Consider the following 14,820-nt stretch of genomic DNA (forward strand, 5'->3'; position numbering starts at 1 on the left):
CGCCGCGCCGTCTCAGCTGCGGGCCGGCGCTGCCGTTTCCGAGAGGGGCGGCACGCGCTTGGCGGCGCGTTTGCGGTAGAGGGTGAATGCGAGCACCGCGAGCGCCGCGACCTCGCAGGCGGCGCCGACGAAGCCGAGCGGCCAGGTGCCGGCATGGCGCATCACCTGCTGGCCGAGCGCTGCGCCGGCCGCGATGCCGAAATAGAGCGCGGAGGCGTTGAGCGAGAGCGCGACCACGGTTGCGTCCGGCGCCATCGCCGCCAGTCGCGACATCTGCGAGGGATGACCGGCCCAGCCCGCCGCGCTCCAGACGAAGAGCACGAAGGGAATCGGCCAGATCGCCAGAGCCGGCGGCAGGCTGATCGCGATCAGCGAGGCGGTGAAGAGCGCTGCCGCCAGGATCGACAGCACGACGGCGAGCGAGCGTTCAGGGCCGAAACGGTCGCTGGCGATGCCGCCGAGCTGGTTGCCGATGGCCGAGCCGAGACCGGAGACGACCAGCGTCGCGGCGAGCCAGGGCCCGGTGATGCCGGCATGGTTGGTCAGGAAGGGCGCGATATAGGTGTAGAGAACGAAGGCGCCGGTGGTCCACAGCATGGTCGTGGCCAGCGCCAGCAGCACGTCGCCGCGCCCCGCGACCTGCAGCCGCTCCCGCAACGTGTTGGTGCCATGCGGCAGACCCTTGGGCAGCTTGACCAGAAGGCCCGCCAGCGAGAGCGCGCTCAAACCTGCGACGATCAGGAAGGCGAGGTGCCAGCCGCCGAAGCCGACCACGGCGGTGCCGATCGGGATGCCCAGGATCAGCGAGACGGTCATGCCGCCGGTGACGAGCGCGATGGCGCGGCCGCGCCGTTCCGGGGCGGAGACCGCGACGGCAACCGCATTGGCGGCAGGCATGAAGACGCCGGCCGAGAGGGCCATGACGATGCGGGCCGCCATCACGACCCAGAAATCGGTGGCGAAGGCGGCGCCGAGATTGGCCAGGCCGAAGACAGTGATCGCGCCGGCCAGGACGAGCTTGCGATCGGCATCGCCGAGCACGGTCGAGAGGATCGGCGAGCCGATGGCGTAGGCCAGCGCGAAGATCGAGATGAGGAGGCCGGCGGTATCGACGGAGACGGCGAGGCCGGAGGCGAGATGGGGCAGGATGCCGGTGACGATCAGGCTGCCCGTGCCGATGGCGAAGGCGCCGCCGGCAAGCGAGAGAAGGCGCGTATCCATGGGAATGATCCTTGCGGATGATCGCTGTTTCGAAAGCTGGGTTCGAAATTCAAGGATCGTTGAAATAAACCCGTGCCACAATTACCGCAAGGGTAATTTCAATGAATGTTGAATATTGTCAGGAGCGGCTGCATCGCCTATCTCGAAGGCCATGAAGCCGGTTTTTCACCCCGATATCGAGGATGTTGCACCCGCCGACGTGTTCGGCGCGCTGGCCGATCCGATCCGGCTCGGCATCCTCGTTGCGCTCTCGGACGTCAACGAGGTCGACAAGGCGCGCTGCAGCCATTTCACCGCCTTCGCCTCGCCCTCGCTGCTGTCCTACCATTTCGCCAAGCTGCGCGAGGCCGGCATCACCCGCATGCGGGTGGAGGGCACGTCGCGCTATCTCAGCATCCGGCGCGAGGAGTTGAACCAGCGCTTTCCAGGGCTGATCGACAGCGTCATCGAGACGGCGCGGCGCGATCCGAACCTGCCGCGGCTGGGGTCGGAATGGCTCGCGGGTGCCGAGCAGGCTCAGGGTCAGACTTCGTCACGTTGACAGGCCCTCGCACGGGTCTAGCGTCCTTGCTTCCGCGATGGCGTCGAGCCGGGTCGCGTACGGCACCGGCCACGCCCGAACCCGAGGAGCATGGCCATGCGTGCTGCCGACCCTCAGAAACTCGATGCCCTGGTTGGACGCCTCGTCGGTGACGTCGGTGCCTCCGTCACCGGTGCGCTGATCGTGCTGGGCGACCAGCTCGGCCTCTACAAGGCGATGGCCGACGGCAAGCCCGTCACCTCCCAGCAACTGGCCGAGAAGACCGGCCTCAAGGAGCGCTATCTGCGCGAATGGCTCGCGGGCCAGGCCTCGGCCGGTTATGTCGACTATGACGAGGGCAGCGACAGCTTCAGCCTCTCGCCCGAGCAGGCCATGGCCTTCGCCGAGGAGGACAGTCCGGCCTTCTTCGCCGGGGCTTTCGAGATCGTCCAGTCCATGTGGGTCGATGAGCCTAAGGTCGAGGAGGCCTTCCGTACCGGCTCGGGGCTCGGCTGGCACGAGCACAGCAAATGCCTGTTCCGTGGGACCGAGCGCTTCTTCCGGCCGGGCTATAACGCGCATCTGACGGCGGACTGGATTCCGGCACTGAACGGCGTCCAGGCCAAGCTGGAGCGGGGCGCGACCGTCGCCGATGTCGGCTGCGGGCATGGTTCCTCCACCATCCTGATGGCGCAGGCCTATCCGCAATCGCGCTTCCACGGCTTTGACTATCACGGGCCCTCGATCGAGCGGGCCCGCGAGGCGGCGGAGAGGGCCGGTGTCGGCGACCGCATCGTCTTCGAGCGCGCCTCGGCCAAGGATTTCCCGGAGCGGAAATACGACCTCGTGACCATGTTTGACTGCCTGCACGACATGGGTGACCCGGTCGGCGCCGGAAAGCATGTGCGCGAGACGCTGGCCGAGGATGGCAGCTGGATGATCGTCGAGCCCTTCGCGCACGATCATCTCAAGGACAACCTGAACCCGGTCGGGCGGATTTTCTACGGGGCTTCGACGATGATCTGTACGCCGGCCTCGCTCTCGCAGGAGGTCGGGCTGGGGCTGGGTGCGCAGGCCGGCGAGATGCGTTTGCGCAAGGTCGCGATGGATGCCGGCTTCCAGCATTTCCGCAGGGCGACCGAGACGCCGTTCAACATGGTGTTCGAGGTTCGGGCCTGAGTCCGACGGGCTGGTCGCTGTTCGGCAGGCGCCTGTCGGGCGCTTGCCGGCGCCCCGACTTGTCCACTGGAGGCGCGCAAGCGGGTTGAGTTTGTGGGGCAGTGATGTAATGTTATAGTATTGCATTATTGCCTTGGAGCTCTCCCGTGCCTTCTCCCCGCTTCGCTGCTGCCGGCCTTGCCGGCTGCCTGCTCGCTTCCGCGGCCTTCGCCCATGATCATGCCCCGTTGCGCGGGCGCCTCGTCTTCGCCGATCACGAGAAGCCGGTCGTCCGCATCCTCGATCTCGACAGCGGCGAGGTCACGCACAGCTTCGATATGCCGAAGGCCAATCCCGGCTTCGCGGGCGTCTCCGGCGGGCGCTATGTCGTGGTCAAGACCGGGGACGAGGCGGGCACGCTGCGCATCCTCGATACCGGGCTGATCGCCGAATCGCATGGCGACCATGTCGATCTCGACAAGGCGACGCCGAAGCTGCTCGACTTCGCCGTGAAGGGCGACCGGCCGGCGCATGTGCTCTCCGGCCATGGCCAGCTCGCGCTGTTCTTCGACGGCCTGCGTCCCTGGGAGGGCAAGAGCGAGCCGAAGGCCGTGCTGGTCGCGATCGATAGCCTGGCCAAGGACAAGCCCTCCGTCACGACCTGGCCGAGCCCGGCACCGCAGCACGGCATCGCCGTGCCCTTGGGCAACCGGCAATGGCTGATGTCGATCCCGAACCCGGCCTATGCCAAGGGCGACGACCGCAGCGCTTCGTCGCGTCCGAACGGCTTCGAGATTCTCGTGGAGGGCAAGGATTGGAAGCGCGTCGCGCTGTTCGACGACGCGGCAAAGCCCGATGCCTCCTGCAAGCTCTTCCACGGCTCGGCCGAAGCGCGGGGCGGGCGTCATGTCTTCGGCTGCGCCGAGGGCGCAGGCGGCGGCCTGCTGGTTCTGTCGAAGGCCGGCAAGGGGGCTGCGGCGGCGTGGAGCGGGCGCAAGCTCGGCTATCCCGACGAGCGCCGCGTCAGCGCGCTGAAGTCGCGCGACGCCGGGCGCCATCTCGTCGGCAATTACGGTTTGAAGGCGCCTTACGACGCGCTGCTGCGGATCGATCCGGAGGCGAGGGCGCTGAAGATCGAGGATGTGCTGGCCGTGCCGGGCGGGCAGGCCGCCTGCCAGTTCGAGCTCAGCGGCAATGGTGGCCGGCTCGCCAACCTGACGCCGGACGGCAAGCTCAGAGTCTATGAGATCGCGCCGGCCTGGAAGGAGCTTGCGGCCTTCGAGGCGGTGCCGGCCTTCGATTGCGCCTATGGTGCGAAGACCCCGACGCCGGGACTCGCGGTGATCGGCGGCAGCGCCTTCGTCAGCGACCCGACCAATGGGCGCATCCGCGAGTACCATCTCGATACGCTGAAGCAGGGGCTCGACATGCCGGTCGGCGGCATGCCGGCCAATCTCGCCGGCAGCGACGCGGGCTGACGGGCTTCCGTGAACCTACGGCATCCTCTAGGAAGCGCGGATGCCGCTTCGCCGCTATCCGCGCCAGTTTCGTCAGCTCGCCGCCTATGTCCTGGCCGGCGGGCTGACGGCGGTCGCGCATTACAGCGTGCTGATCGGTCTGGTCGAACTTGGCCGGATCGATCCGGTGCCGGCGACGCTCGCCGGCTTCATCGTCGGCGCGCTTGTATCCTATGCGCTCAACCGCTGGATGACCTTCGACGCGACCCGCAGTCATGCCCAGGCCGGCTGGCGCTTCGCCCTGATCGCGGCTGGGGGCTTCGTGCTCACCGGCATCCTGATGCATCTCTTCGTGGCGCGGGCGGGCCTGCCCTATCTGCCGATGCAATTCGTCACCACGGGCGTGGTGATGGTGTTCTCGTTCCTCGGCCACAAGTTCTTCAGCTTCGCGGACAGGGCGGCGTGACGCACCGGGCGCGTCACGCCTGATTGCCTCACGATGTCGGGGCGACGGTCAGCGTGATCTGCCTGCGGCCGATGCGGCCTTCCTTGTCGGTGGCCTCGATCTCGATGACATGGTTCCCGCTCGGCACGACGACGGAGGGCGCGTCGATGCCGCCCGGCGTGATGTACTGCTTGATGCGCTGGGTGATGTCGACCGGAGGGTCGCGCCGGTAGAAGACGCGCACCGTCGCCGGGTCGATCGGCACGCCGTTCGCCGGCATGAAGCGCACGTTGAGGCGGAACGGCTTGCCGTCGACGCCCTTGTCCGGGGTCGGAAGCGTGTCGATGCCGGGGCCGCGCGTCAGGTTGCGCGTGCTGGCGGCCGTCTTGGGCGCCGCCGGCAGGCCGGCTTCCTCGCGCGTGATGAGATGGACCGGATCGGCAGCTTGCGCTGCCATCGGCAAGGTGGCGGTGGCGAGAACGGCAGCCAGAATGTGCCGAGCGAGCACAGACTTCATCATCGTCCTATTTCACTCCAAGGATTGCGGCGATCAGGCCGGCGATGGCCGAAACGGCGGTGCCGGCCATCAGGATGGTGGTTTCGATGGTCTTCAGCGTTTCCATCGGCACCTTGCCGTGGACGGCCTGCAGCCCCTTTCGCAGTTCCGGCAGCGAGACGAGGCCACGCGCGGTGAGCGCAGCCTGCGTCACGCGCAGCAACATCCCCGAGAACATGGAGGCGCCGATGCTCAGCGCGTAGAACGAGGTCTCGCGCCAGGCCACCGACCCTTGCGGAAGGAGCGGTATGTTGTCGTGCCAACCCAGCAACGCGTTCATGGTCGCGACGGAAAAAATCGCGAAGGCGATGGCGACGCCGATATCGAAGGCGATCAGGCGCGGGCGGATGCCGAAATAGATCAGGCCGGTGAAGAACGGGATCGCGATCGAGGCGAGGCGCAGCGTCCAGAGCGGCAGGTCGAGCCAGAGGATGACCGCGCAATAGGCGAGCAGCAGCAGAACCAGACCGAAGGGCAGCACCCAGAAACGCCGGCGGGCGAGCCCCAGAGGGGCGTGCGCCGGCTCCTGCGGTGCTTCCGCGGGCGCGAAGGCGGCGGCCCTGACCGGCTCTGCTGTCCGGGCTGCGGCGAGCGCGGCGCGATCCTCCTCGGCGCGTTTCTCGGCGGCGGCGAGCCGTTCTTCGAGCGCATCGAGGCGGTGCAGCAGCGGCAGCACGGGTGTGAGATCCCGGCCGCAGTTGCGGCAGGACAGCACGCCTCGGTTGAGCGCGGCTTCGCAATAGGGACAGGTGAACTGGTCCTGCACGGAAATCTCGCGGGGCAAGCCGCGGTCAAAGCCATACTTGAAGCGTCAAATCAAGGCGTATGACGAACTTCCGTAAGGGAATTCCGAGGCGGAAACATCGGAATGCCGAACTGAATTCTACTTTCGTCTATGCTGCGGCCTTGATGGCCTTGAAGGTCATCCGGTGCGGGTTGTGGCCGAAATTCTCCGGCCGCTGCACATCCGCGAAGCCGGCCTCGCGGATCAGGGCGGTGATCGCCTCGGCCGTATAGGTCGAGAGGCCGTATTGCGCCCGGAGCTTGCGATAGTCCGAGAAGGCGGTGCGGACGAGGCCGCCGAGCGCCGCCAGGAAGAAGCCGCCGCGCCAGGCGAAGGCGAGCAATTGCGAGGCATCGGTCAGCGGGCTGACATCGGGCGGGATGACGTCGGCGAGGATGAGCGCACCGCCGGGCTTCAACCGGTCGCGCCAGGTGTCCAGCAGCGCCTTCAATTCGTCGCGCGAGAGATATTGCAGCAGCGAATTGGCGACGACGAGATCGAGCGAGCCCGGCGGCAGAGCCTCGACCTCCTCGGGCGAGACCACGACGATATTGTCCTTGCGGCCGAACTGGGCGCGCAGCTTGTCGCGCACGTTAGGCGCTGCCTCGCAGAGATAGAGCTTGCCGCAGGACGCGGCGACGCGGGCGGCATCCAGCGCCTCGCCGCAGCCATGGTCGAGGACGACCGCGTCGGCCGCCGGGATATGGCCGATCAGGTCGGTCGCGATGGCGCGGTAATGCAGGGCCTTGTGGCGCGGCGAGACGTAGATCGAATGCTCGCCGTTCCAGAAATCGCGCCAGGACATGTGTTCGGTCGACCCTCGGGTTGCGCCAGTATTCCCGATGACTACGCGCAAGCCGGGTGGCTCCGCAACCTTCGGGGGTTTCGAGGCCGCGGGGTTTCGGCTTTAGTTGGCGAATCGAGACGAGGAGCGCCCATGCTGCTGCTGCCGCGATTGCTCAAGCGTTTCATCCGCCACGGTCGCCTGACGGTCATCACGCCGGACGGCAAGCGGCATGTCTTCGGCGCCGGACCGGCGGAACTGCTCTTTGCCGGAGTGACCAAGTCCGCACCCGCCGTCACCGTGCGCTTCCACGACAACCGCGTCGAGCGGGAGCTCTTCCTCAATCCCGAGCTCGCTTTGGCCGAGGGCTACATGGACGGGCGGATCGATTTCGAGGACGGCACGATCCACGACCTGCTGACGCTGTTCTGGCTGCAGCGCCGCGAGATGCGCAAGGACCCGTTGCAGCAGGCGATCCGCAAGGTGCGCTTCAAGATCCGGCGCTGGCGGATGCACAATCCGCTCGGCGTCGCCGGGAAGAAGGTCAAGCATCACTACGACATCCCAACCGAGTTCTACCGGCTCTGGCTCGACGAGACGATGACCTATTCCTGTGCGTACTGGCACAGCCCTGAGGTCGGGCTGGAGGCCGCGCAGAAGGCGAAGCTCCGGCACCTCGCCGCCAAGCTCAAGATCGAGCCCGGCATGAGCGTGCTCGATATCGGCTCGGGCTGGGGCGAGCTTGCGATCTATCTCGCAAAGGCCTGTGGCGCGAAGGTGACCGGGCTCAACGTCTCGCCCGACCAGATGGCGGCGGCCTCGAGGCGGGCCGAGGCGGCCGGCGTTGGCGATGTCGTCACCTTCATCAACAAGGACTATCGCGAGCTGGGCGGCACGTTCGACCGCGTCGTCTCGGTCGGCATGATGGAGCATGTCGGCGTCGCGCATTATGGCGAGTACTTCGGGAAGATCCGTGATCTGCTGACGCCGGACGGGATCGCGCTGGTCCATTGCATCGGCCGCGTCGGGCCGCCTGGCTTCACCGGGCCGTTCTTCGACAAGTACATCTTCCCGGGCGGCTATGCGCCGGCATTGTCGGAGGTCTTCGCGGCGCAGGAGCAGACCGGCCTGTGGGCGTCCGACTGCGAGTTCTGGCGCCGCCACTACCACTGGACGCTGGAGGCTTGGCGCGAGCGTTTCATGGCGAAGCGCGCGGAGGTCGTCGCCATGATGGGCGAGCGCTTCGCCCGGATGTGGGAATTCTATCTCTGCGCCTGCTCGATCTCCTTCGATATCGGCGGCGACATGGTGTTCCAGCTCCTTCTCGGCCAGCACAAGAGCGCCGTCCCGATCATCCGCGACTATATCGCGGATGACGAGAAGGCGCTGGCGGCGAGGGGATTTTGATCAGCGCTTCAGGTTGACGACGACCACACCGGCCAAGGCCATGGCGCCGCCGATCAGGCCGAAGATCGTTGGCACCTCGCCGAGCCAGAAGAAGCCGATCAGCATCGCCATCGGCGGCACGGCGTACTGGAAGTTCGAGGCGCGGGCGGCCGGCAGGCGCGAGAGCGTGATCGCCCAGGTGCCGTAGGCGATCAGGCTCGGCACCACCGCGAGATAGACCACCGACCAGAAGGAGATGGCGGGCGCGACCTGCGCCTGCTCGATCGCCGAGGGCAGGAAGGGCAGCAGCACGAAGCCGCCGATCGCCATGTTCCAGGCGGCGACATGGAGGGGCTTGTAGTGGCCAAAGAGCGGCTTCTGCACGACCGTGGTGATGGCATTGCAGAAGGCGGCGCCGAGGATCAGCAGCACGCTCAGGCCGATTTCGACATCGAGCCCCTTGCCGAGCGCGATCACGCCGATCCCGGCGAAGGACAAGGCCGTGCCGAGCCAGGCAGTCAGGCTGAAACGCTCGCCCAGGATCATCATGGCGAGCACGGCCGTCATGATCGGGTTGGTGTTGATGATGAAGGCGGCGGGGCCGGCCGGCACGACGCGCTGGCCGAAATTCAAGAGCAGCGCATAGCCCGCGATGAAGATCACGCCGCCGACGAGGAAGCGCCAGATATCGCCGAGCTCGGGCAGCTTCGCCCGTGTCGCGATGAGGAAGAGCGCGGCCGGGCCGCCGGCGAGCGCGAAGCGCAATGCGGCCATCTCGGCCGGGCCGAAACCGGCGAGCCCGGCGCGGATCGCCGGGAAGGAGGAGGCCCAGGCCATGACCGTGAAGGTCACGGTGAAGACCAGCGTCGGGTCGAGGCGCTGGGCGCCGGAAGCGGCGAGGCTGGGGGAGGTGCAGCTTGAGGAGGACATGGCGTCGATCCATCGATGACGAGAAGTTGCTCCCGATAAGCGCCTCGGCGAGCTGATTGACAAACGAACAATTCGCGCATGAGCTGTGAGAATGGATCACAGCTCGAACCTGCCACCGCTCGACACCTTGCGCGCCTTCGAGGCGGCCGCGCGGACCGGCAGCTTCTCCTCCGCAGCGGAGGCGTTGAACCTGACCCATGGCGCGGTGAGCCGGCAGATCGCCAAGCTCGAGCATTGGCTGGGCCTGCGTGTCTTCCTGCGGCAGGCGCGGGGCGTTTCGCTGACGCCGGAAGGCCAGCGCCTGCTCCAGCGCACGCAGGAGGCCTTCGCGCTGATCGCCGATAATTCGGAGCGGTGGCGCGAGGTGAGGGGCGCCTCGGTGGTCAGGGTCAGCGCGCCGCCCTCGGTCTGCGCGCTCTGGCTGATGCCGCGACTGGCCGTGCTGGAGGCCGGGACGCCATCGCTGCGGATCGTGCTGCAGGTCGAGCATCGCAAGGTGGATTTCGAGGAGGAGGGCGTCGATCTCGGGATACGCTGCGGGCGCGGCGGAGCGCCGGACCGGCTTTCGCTCAAGCTGTTCGAGGAATGGTGTTTCCCGATCGCCTCTCCGCAGCTTGCCGAAGCGATCGGGGAAGGGGCGCCGGAGCGTCTGCTCGCGCAGCCCCTGATCCATGATTCGGATGCCGCCGGCTGGAAGGCCTGGTTCGCGGCGCAGGGGCTGGATTATCGCCCGCGCCCGCAGGATCGGCGCTTCGAGGACTATAATCTCGTGCTGGATGCGGCCGCTCATGGGCTCGGCATCGCCTTGGCGCGTCCGCCTCTGGCGCGCGAGCAACTGGCGGTGGGGCGGATCGTTCGTGTGGATGAGCGTGAGGCGCTGAACCCGGTCTCCTACTGGCTCGACCGGCCGCTCGGTGCGTTGCGGCCATCGGCGGCGGCGTTGGCCGAGCGGATTGCGCTCGAAGCGGGAGCCGATCGCGGGGAAATCGCGACGTTTCTCAGCCGGGAAGCCAGAGCGGCCTAGCCATTCCTTGCGTCATGCTCGGGCTTGACCCGAGCATCTCGTGACCAGTGGGCGTTGGAGCCTCTTTCGGCCTGAGATTCTCGGGTCTGCGCTTCGTTCCGCCCGAGAATGACGGGCTGCATTCAGCGCAAGCTGTGCCTCGGCGCGGCAAATTCACCGCGCTGGCTGGCGCGGGCCATCTCGAAACTGTCGGCGATGCGCCGCGCCCGGACGATGAAGGCCTGCGCGATATCGGGCGGGCAGACCTCATGGGCGGTGATCTCGAACAGGTCGAGCCAGCGATCGAAATGCTTGCCTTCCAATGGCAGGATCAGGTGCGGGCGCATTGGGCGGCCGTCGTAACGGCCGGTGCGCAGCATCACACCGCTCCAGAAATCGGTGATCTTGCCGATATGGTGGTCCCAGTCCTCGACGGCGGCCGCGAAGACCGGGCCGATCAGCTTGTCCTCCCTGGCCCGCGCATAGAACGTGCGGACGAGCTCCGCGATCATCGGCTCGCGCAGGTCGGGATGGGCGGCGCCCGGGTAGAGCAGGGGATTGTCGGTCATCGTTGGGGCATTCGTGATTTTCTGCATTGTCTTCGGGTGGGACGGCGAAGGCTAGGCCTGCGCGACCTCTGCGACCTTGTGAGGCAGGGTGGCGGCTGACGGCGCGGCTTCAAGATGGCCGTTCTCCAGGAACAACCGCATCTCCTCGGCGAGCGCAAAGAAGCGGTCGCGCACCGCCTTGGCATGCGGATTGGCACGCTCGATCGCCATGAAGACGTTGGGCGCGTCGTAGCGCACCATCTCGGTCGCCTGCATCAGGAGGTCGAAGCTCGCCGTGGTCATCGTCCGGGGCAGTGGCTCCATGCGGACCAGGATCTTGGCGATGAGATGGGTCAGGCCCTGCACCATCGCAACCTCGCGGTCATGGGCGTCGGCCGTAGTGACGATCACCTTGAGTTTGAGCACATGGCGCAGGAAGGCTGCGATGCGCGGCGTGCTTTTCCCTCGGATCGGGCAGAGCGCGATCTTGAGGCCGGCAAGTCCGTCGCGGGCGCTCTGCGGGCCGAAGAGCGGGTGCGTGCCTATGATCTCGACATTATCAGGCAGCGCCGCCTGCATGGCGCGGGCCGGGCCGATCTTGACCGAGCCGACATCGAGCACGATCGCGCCGGCCTTGAGATGCGGGCGCAGGGCCGTAATCGCCTCGGGGATCGCCGGGACGGGCACGGCGAGGATGACGAGATCGCAAGCGGCGACTTCGGCGGCCGTCGCCGGCTGCAATCCCTTGCCGGTCGTATTGGCCTCGGGCGCGCTCCCGGGATCGCAGACACGCAAGGCGAAATGCGGTTGGAGATGGCGGGCCATCAATCGCCCGAAGGCGCCGAAGCCCATGATGCCGATCGTGGAGATGGTTCTGATCGAGGAGGACATCGTTTTCGCTCGGTGGTGAGCCGCGATGCCGGGTGATCTGCCTGAATTCAACCGCCAGCGCGGCGGTTGAACATGGGAATGCCACCGCCTCTATGAGAGCGGGGCGTAATAGCCGTGAAGGAAGGCGAGCAGGCTGATCATGCCCTGCTTAAAGCGCGCGGGGGCGGCCGTTGTCAATCGAGTGCCGGCGAATAGGCGGTCGGCGTCATCACGCGATCCTCGATCGCGCCGACGAGGCTGCCATGTTCCAGCGAGGTCACGCGCTTGATCTCGATCCATTCGGGATCGGCCATGAAGCTCGCCCAGGCCTTGGCCTTGGTCTCCGTATCGGGCCAGGCGAGGATATAGGCGAATTCGGTGCGCCCGGCGCTCGCGGTTTCCCACATGGCGACAATGCGGAAGCCGTGGCGGGCCATGATGCGCGCGGCGTGGTCGCGGAAGCGGGCATGGAAGGCCGCCTTGTTGCGCTCGAAGATCTCGTAGATGCGCAACTGGTGGATCATGCCCGTCTCCTTCGGCGGCCCTCAGGCCGCCTTCTTCGCCTTCTCGGCCGCCATCAATTCGGTGAAGCGGGTGAAGAGGTAGTGGCTGTCCTGCGGGCCGGGCGAGGCTTCCGGATGGTGCTGGACGCTGAAGGCCGGGCGGTCGGTCAGCGCGATGCCGCTGTTCGAGCCGTCGAAGAGCGAGACATGGGTCTCGACCGCATTGGCCGGCAGGCTCGCCGGATCGACCGCGAAGCCGTGGTTCATCGAGACGATCTCGACCTTGCCGGTGGTCTTGTCCTGCACCGGATGGTTCGCGCCGTGATGGCCCTGCTTCATCTTCATGGTCTGGCCGCCGATGGCGAGCGCCATCATCTGGTGGCCCAGGCAGATGCCGAAGGTCGGGACCTTCCGGTCGAGCAGTTGCTTGATCACCGGCACGGCATATTCGCCGGTCGCGGCCGGGTCGCCCGGGCCGTTGGAGAGGAAGATGCCGTCGGGATTGAGCGCCAGGATGTCCTCGGCGCTCGCGGTCGAGGGCACGACGGTGACGTCGCAGCCGGCCTTGGCGAGCAGGCGCAGGATGTTGCGCTTCACGCCGTAATCGATGGCGACGACCTTGAACTGGTTGCTCTCGCGCTTGCCGTAGCCGGCCGGCCAGACCCAGGGGGTCTCGTTCCAATCATAGCGCTGCGAGGCGGTGACGAGCGGGACGAGGTCGAGACCGGCCATCGAGGGCAGTGCGGCGGCCTGCTTCTTGAGCCGTTCGATGTCGAAGACACCGTCCGGGCTATGGGCGAGGATCGCGTTCGGCATGCCGTTGTCACGGATCAGGGCGGTGAGCGCGCGGGTATCGACACCGCAGATGCCGACGATATTGCGGGCCTTGAGCCAGGCGTCGAAATGGCGGTTCGCGCGCCAGTTCGAGGGCTCAGTGATCGCGGCATGGAGCACGCAGCCGCGCACGCCGGAAGAGGCGGCGGCGTTCACCGTCTCGGTATCTTCCTCGTTCACGCCGACATTGCCGACATGCGGGAAGGTGAAGGTGATGATCTGCCCGGCATAGGACGGGTCGGTCAGGATTTCCTGATAGCCGGTCATCGCCGTGTTGAAGCAGACCTCGCCCGGCGCTTCGCCGACGGCGCCGAGGCCGAAGCCTTCCAGCACAGTGCCATCAGCCAATACGAGGAGCGCGGTCGCGCGCGGTTCGGTCCAGCCGTCTGCGGCGGGGTTTCCTTCGGGAGCGGTCATGTCTATGTCTCGGTCCAGTCCGCTTGAGCGGAAAAATGCGGGGGCGGGGCTGCGGCAATCCACTCCGCCGGTCTGGAACGCGAGCCTTAAAGAGCCGGGCGCGGCCCGTCAATCAAAGCTGGCGCAGGCCGCACAAGAGAAAAAGGAACAACGAGATGACGAGCCTGCGCGAGCGCTTCACGGCCGACATGAAGGAAGCGATGAAGGCCGGCGAGAAGGCGAAGGTCGCGGCGATCCGCCTGATCAGCGCCGCGCTGAAGGAAAAGGACATCGAGGCGCGCGGCGCCGGCAAGGGCGAGGCGACCGCCGACGAGATCCTCGGCGTGCTCCAGAAGATGATCAAGCAGCGCCAGGAATCGATCGCGATCTACGATGCCAACAACCGCCGGGAGCTTGCCGATGGCGAGCGCGTCGAGGTCGCGGTGATCTCGTCCTATCTGCCCAAGCAGATGTCGGACGATGAGGTGAAGGCGGCGATCGACAAGGCCGTGACTGAGACCGGCGCGACCGCCGTCAAGGACATGGGCAAGGTCATCGGCGTCCTGCGCGCGGCCTATGCCGGCCAGATGGATTTCGGCAAGGTCAGCCCGATGGTGAAGGCCGCGCTCGGCGGCTGAGCCGGCAACGGGCGGGCCTCAGGCCCGCTCGATATCCGTCTCGGAGAAATCGTCGCCTTTGTAGAGCAGCGGCCAGCCGCGCGCTTTCGCCAGCGCGTAGGCGGCGCAATCGCCCATGTTGAGACGAGCGGCGTGACGGCCCTTGCCGAAACGGCCATAGGCTTCGAAGGCGAGATCGGAGAGCGGTTCGTCGAAGGGGATGACCTCTATGCGTTCATTCGTCAGGAAGTCATCGACGATTTCTACGGGAATTCCCTTCGAGAAGACTAGAACGAGGCGCGCTTCCAACAGGTTGAAGCTCGATATGATGCGACGCTCGGCCAGCGCGATTCTCTTTGTGAACTCGGCAGCTTCGGCCTCCTCGGCCAGGCAGGCGACGACTGCGGATGTGTCGATGACGATCACGACCACAGGCCGTTTTCATCATAGCCCAGGAAATCGTCGATCTCGTCGCGGGTCATCGAGCGCTCTGTCGGTTTGATGTCGTACTTCTTGTAAAGCGCTTCCATCCGCGCCATGGCCGCCGCCACGCGCCGGGCCTTCTCCTCCTCGGACAATTCGTCCTTGCCGAGCTCGCTCCTGACGGCCTGGCGCACGGCTTCGGTCAAACTCAGGCCGCGGCGGCGGGCGAGCAGGCGCACGGCCTCCTCGGTTTCGCGGTCCTTGATGTTGAGCGCCATGGCTTTCTTCCTTTTCTCCGATTTTCTTTACCAGATGGGGGGCGCTGTGGATATGGTCCATAAGCTCGGCCCGGGGCGTCTTGGCGGTTGGCATCGGGCTCCGAAGG

General features: G+C 66.6%; 18 protein-coding genes. 7 read left to right on the forward strand and 11 right to left on the reverse strand.

The window, feature by feature from the left end; all coding sequences use genetic code 11:
* Nucleotides 1-12: 12 nt before the first annotated feature.
* On the reverse strand, nucleotides 13-1,221 hold the full coding sequence (locus AC07NY_RS07190) for an MFS transporter (RefSeq protein WP_494582829.1): 1,209 nt from the start codon (nucleotides 1,219-1,221) through the stop codon (nucleotides 13-15).
* A gap of 151 nt (nucleotides 1,222-1,372) precedes the next feature.
* Here AC07NY_RS07190 and AC07NY_RS07195 point away from each other — a divergent pair, with 151 nt between their 5' ends.
* The 4 genes from AC07NY_RS07195 (at nucleotide 1,373) to AC07NY_RS07210 (ending at nucleotide 4,822) form a co-directional block, all read left to right on the forward strand.
* A complete protein-coding gene (locus AC07NY_RS07195; RefSeq protein WP_336811245.1) occupies nucleotides 1,373-1,762 on the forward strand; it encodes an ArsR/SmtB family transcription factor in 390 nt (129 codons plus the stop codon).
* 96 nt (nucleotides 1,763-1,858) lie between these two features.
* Nucleotides 1,859-2,920 carry a class I SAM-dependent methyltransferase gene (locus AC07NY_RS07200; RefSeq protein WP_494582831.1) on the forward strand — a complete coding sequence of 354 codons (1,062 nt, stop codon included), beginning with the start codon at nucleotides 1,859-1,861 and terminating at the stop codon, nucleotides 2,918-2,920.
* Between the two features lie 146 nt (nucleotides 2,921-3,066).
* Nucleotides 3,067-4,377, forward strand: a complete 1,311-nt coding sequence (locus tag AC07NY_RS07205; RefSeq protein WP_494582833.1) for a hypothetical protein — start codon at nucleotides 3,067-3,069, stop codon at nucleotides 4,375-4,377.
* Nucleotides 4,378-4,417: 40 nt separating this feature from the next.
* A complete protein-coding gene (locus AC07NY_RS07210; RefSeq protein WP_494582835.1) occupies nucleotides 4,418-4,822 on the forward strand; it encodes a GtrA family protein in 405 nt (134 codons plus the stop codon).
* 28 nt (nucleotides 4,823-4,850) lie between these two features.
* Here the strand turns inward: AC07NY_RS07210 and AC07NY_RS07215 are convergent, their stop codons facing one another.
* The 3 genes from AC07NY_RS07215 to AC07NY_RS07225 all read right to left on the reverse strand — a co-directional run bounded on the left by AC07NY_RS07215 (nucleotide 4,851) and on the right by AC07NY_RS07225 (nucleotide 6,946).
* Complete coding sequence (locus AC07NY_RS07215; protein WP_492288032.1) at nucleotides 4,851-5,321, reverse strand: hypothetical protein; 471 nt, start codon at nucleotides 5,319-5,321, stop codon at nucleotides 4,851-4,853.
* Nucleotides 5,322-5,325: 4 nt separating this feature from the next.
* Nucleotides 5,326-6,123, reverse strand: a complete 798-nt coding sequence (locus tag AC07NY_RS07220; RefSeq protein ID WP_494582837.1) for a hypothetical protein — start codon at nucleotides 6,121-6,123, stop codon at nucleotides 5,326-5,328.
* A gap of 127 nt (nucleotides 6,124-6,250) precedes the next feature.
* Nucleotides 6,251-6,946 carry a class I SAM-dependent methyltransferase gene (locus AC07NY_RS07225; RefSeq protein ID WP_494582839.1) on the reverse strand — a complete coding sequence of 232 codons (696 nt, stop codon included), beginning with the start codon at nucleotides 6,944-6,946 and terminating at the stop codon, nucleotides 6,251-6,253.
* A 132-nt stretch (nucleotides 6,947-7,078) separates the two neighbouring features.
* Between AC07NY_RS07225 and AC07NY_RS07230 the strand changes: the two genes are divergently transcribed.
* Nucleotides 7,079-8,332 (forward strand): class I SAM-dependent methyltransferase, encoded by a 1,254-nt coding sequence (locus AC07NY_RS07230; protein ID WP_494582840.1) that lies wholly within the window; start codon nucleotides 7,079-7,081, stop codon nucleotides 8,330-8,332.
* Here the strand turns inward: AC07NY_RS07230 and AC07NY_RS07235 are convergent, their stop codons facing one another.
* Nucleotides 8,333-9,241 carry a DMT family transporter gene (locus AC07NY_RS07235; RefSeq protein ID WP_494582842.1) on the reverse strand — a complete coding sequence of 303 codons (909 nt, stop codon included), beginning with the start codon at nucleotides 9,239-9,241 and terminating at the stop codon, nucleotides 8,333-8,335.
* A 91-nt stretch (nucleotides 9,242-9,332) separates the two neighbouring features.
* Between AC07NY_RS07235 and AC07NY_RS07240 the strand changes: the two genes are divergently transcribed.
* On the forward strand, nucleotides 9,333-10,265 hold the full coding sequence (locus tag AC07NY_RS07240) for a LysR family transcriptional regulator (protein WP_494582844.1): 933 nt from the start codon (nucleotides 9,333-9,335) through the stop codon (nucleotides 10,263-10,265).
* 122 nt (nucleotides 10,266-10,387) lie between these two features.
* Here AC07NY_RS07240 and AC07NY_RS07245 read toward each other — a convergent pair whose 3' ends face one another.
* From AC07NY_RS07245 to carA, 4 genes are all read right to left on the reverse strand, one after another.
* The gene (locus AC07NY_RS07245; protein WP_494582845.1) at nucleotides 10,388-10,813 is read right to left on the reverse strand and encodes a group III truncated hemoglobin; all 426 of its coding nucleotides are present in this window, start codon (nucleotides 10,811-10,813) and stop codon (nucleotides 10,388-10,390) included.
* Nucleotides 10,814-10,864: 51 nt separating this feature from the next.
* The gene (locus AC07NY_RS07250; RefSeq protein ID WP_494582846.1) at nucleotides 10,865-11,683 is read right to left on the reverse strand and encodes a prephenate dehydrogenase/arogenate dehydrogenase family protein; all 819 of its coding nucleotides are present in this window, start codon (nucleotides 11,681-11,683) and stop codon (nucleotides 10,865-10,867) included.
* A 173-nt stretch (nucleotides 11,684-11,856) separates the two neighbouring features.
* Entirely contained in the window at nucleotides 11,857-12,186 is a 330-nt protein-coding gene (locus AC07NY_RS07255) for an NIPSNAP family protein (RefSeq protein WP_494582848.1), read from the reverse strand.
* A gap of 21 nt (nucleotides 12,187-12,207) precedes the next feature.
* Nucleotides 12,208-13,416: a glutamine-hydrolyzing carbamoyl-phosphate synthase small subunit gene (gene carA / locus AC07NY_RS07260; RefSeq protein WP_494582850.1), complete on the reverse strand. Its 1,209-nt coding sequence runs from the start codon at nucleotides 13,414-13,416 to the stop codon at nucleotides 12,208-12,210.
* A 155-nt stretch (nucleotides 13,417-13,571) separates the two neighbouring features.
* On the opposite strand from carA, the gene AC07NY_RS07265 reads away from it, so the two are divergent.
* Nucleotides 13,572-14,033 carry a GatB/YqeY domain-containing protein gene (locus AC07NY_RS07265; RefSeq protein ID WP_494582852.1) on the forward strand — a complete coding sequence of 154 codons (462 nt, stop codon included), beginning with the start codon at nucleotides 13,572-13,574 and terminating at the stop codon, nucleotides 14,031-14,033.
* An 18-nt stretch (nucleotides 14,034-14,051) separates the two neighbouring features.
* Here AC07NY_RS07265 and AC07NY_RS07270 read toward each other — a convergent pair whose 3' ends face one another.
* On the reverse strand, nucleotides 14,052-14,438 hold the full coding sequence (locus AC07NY_RS07270; RefSeq protein WP_494582854.1) for a type II toxin-antitoxin system VapC family toxin: 387 nt from the start codon (nucleotides 14,436-14,438) through the stop codon (nucleotides 14,052-14,054).
* Nucleotides 14,435-14,713: a type II toxin-antitoxin system VapB family antitoxin gene (locus AC07NY_RS07275; protein WP_494582856.1), complete on the reverse strand. Its 279-nt coding sequence runs from the start codon at nucleotides 14,711-14,713 to the stop codon at nucleotides 14,435-14,437. The genes AC07NY_RS07270 and AC07NY_RS07275 overlap by 4 nt, the downstream gene beginning before the upstream one ends.
* Nucleotides 14,714-14,820 lie beyond the last annotated feature (107 nt).

The organism is Allobosea sp. GW821-FHT09G06, assembly GCF_059416005.1.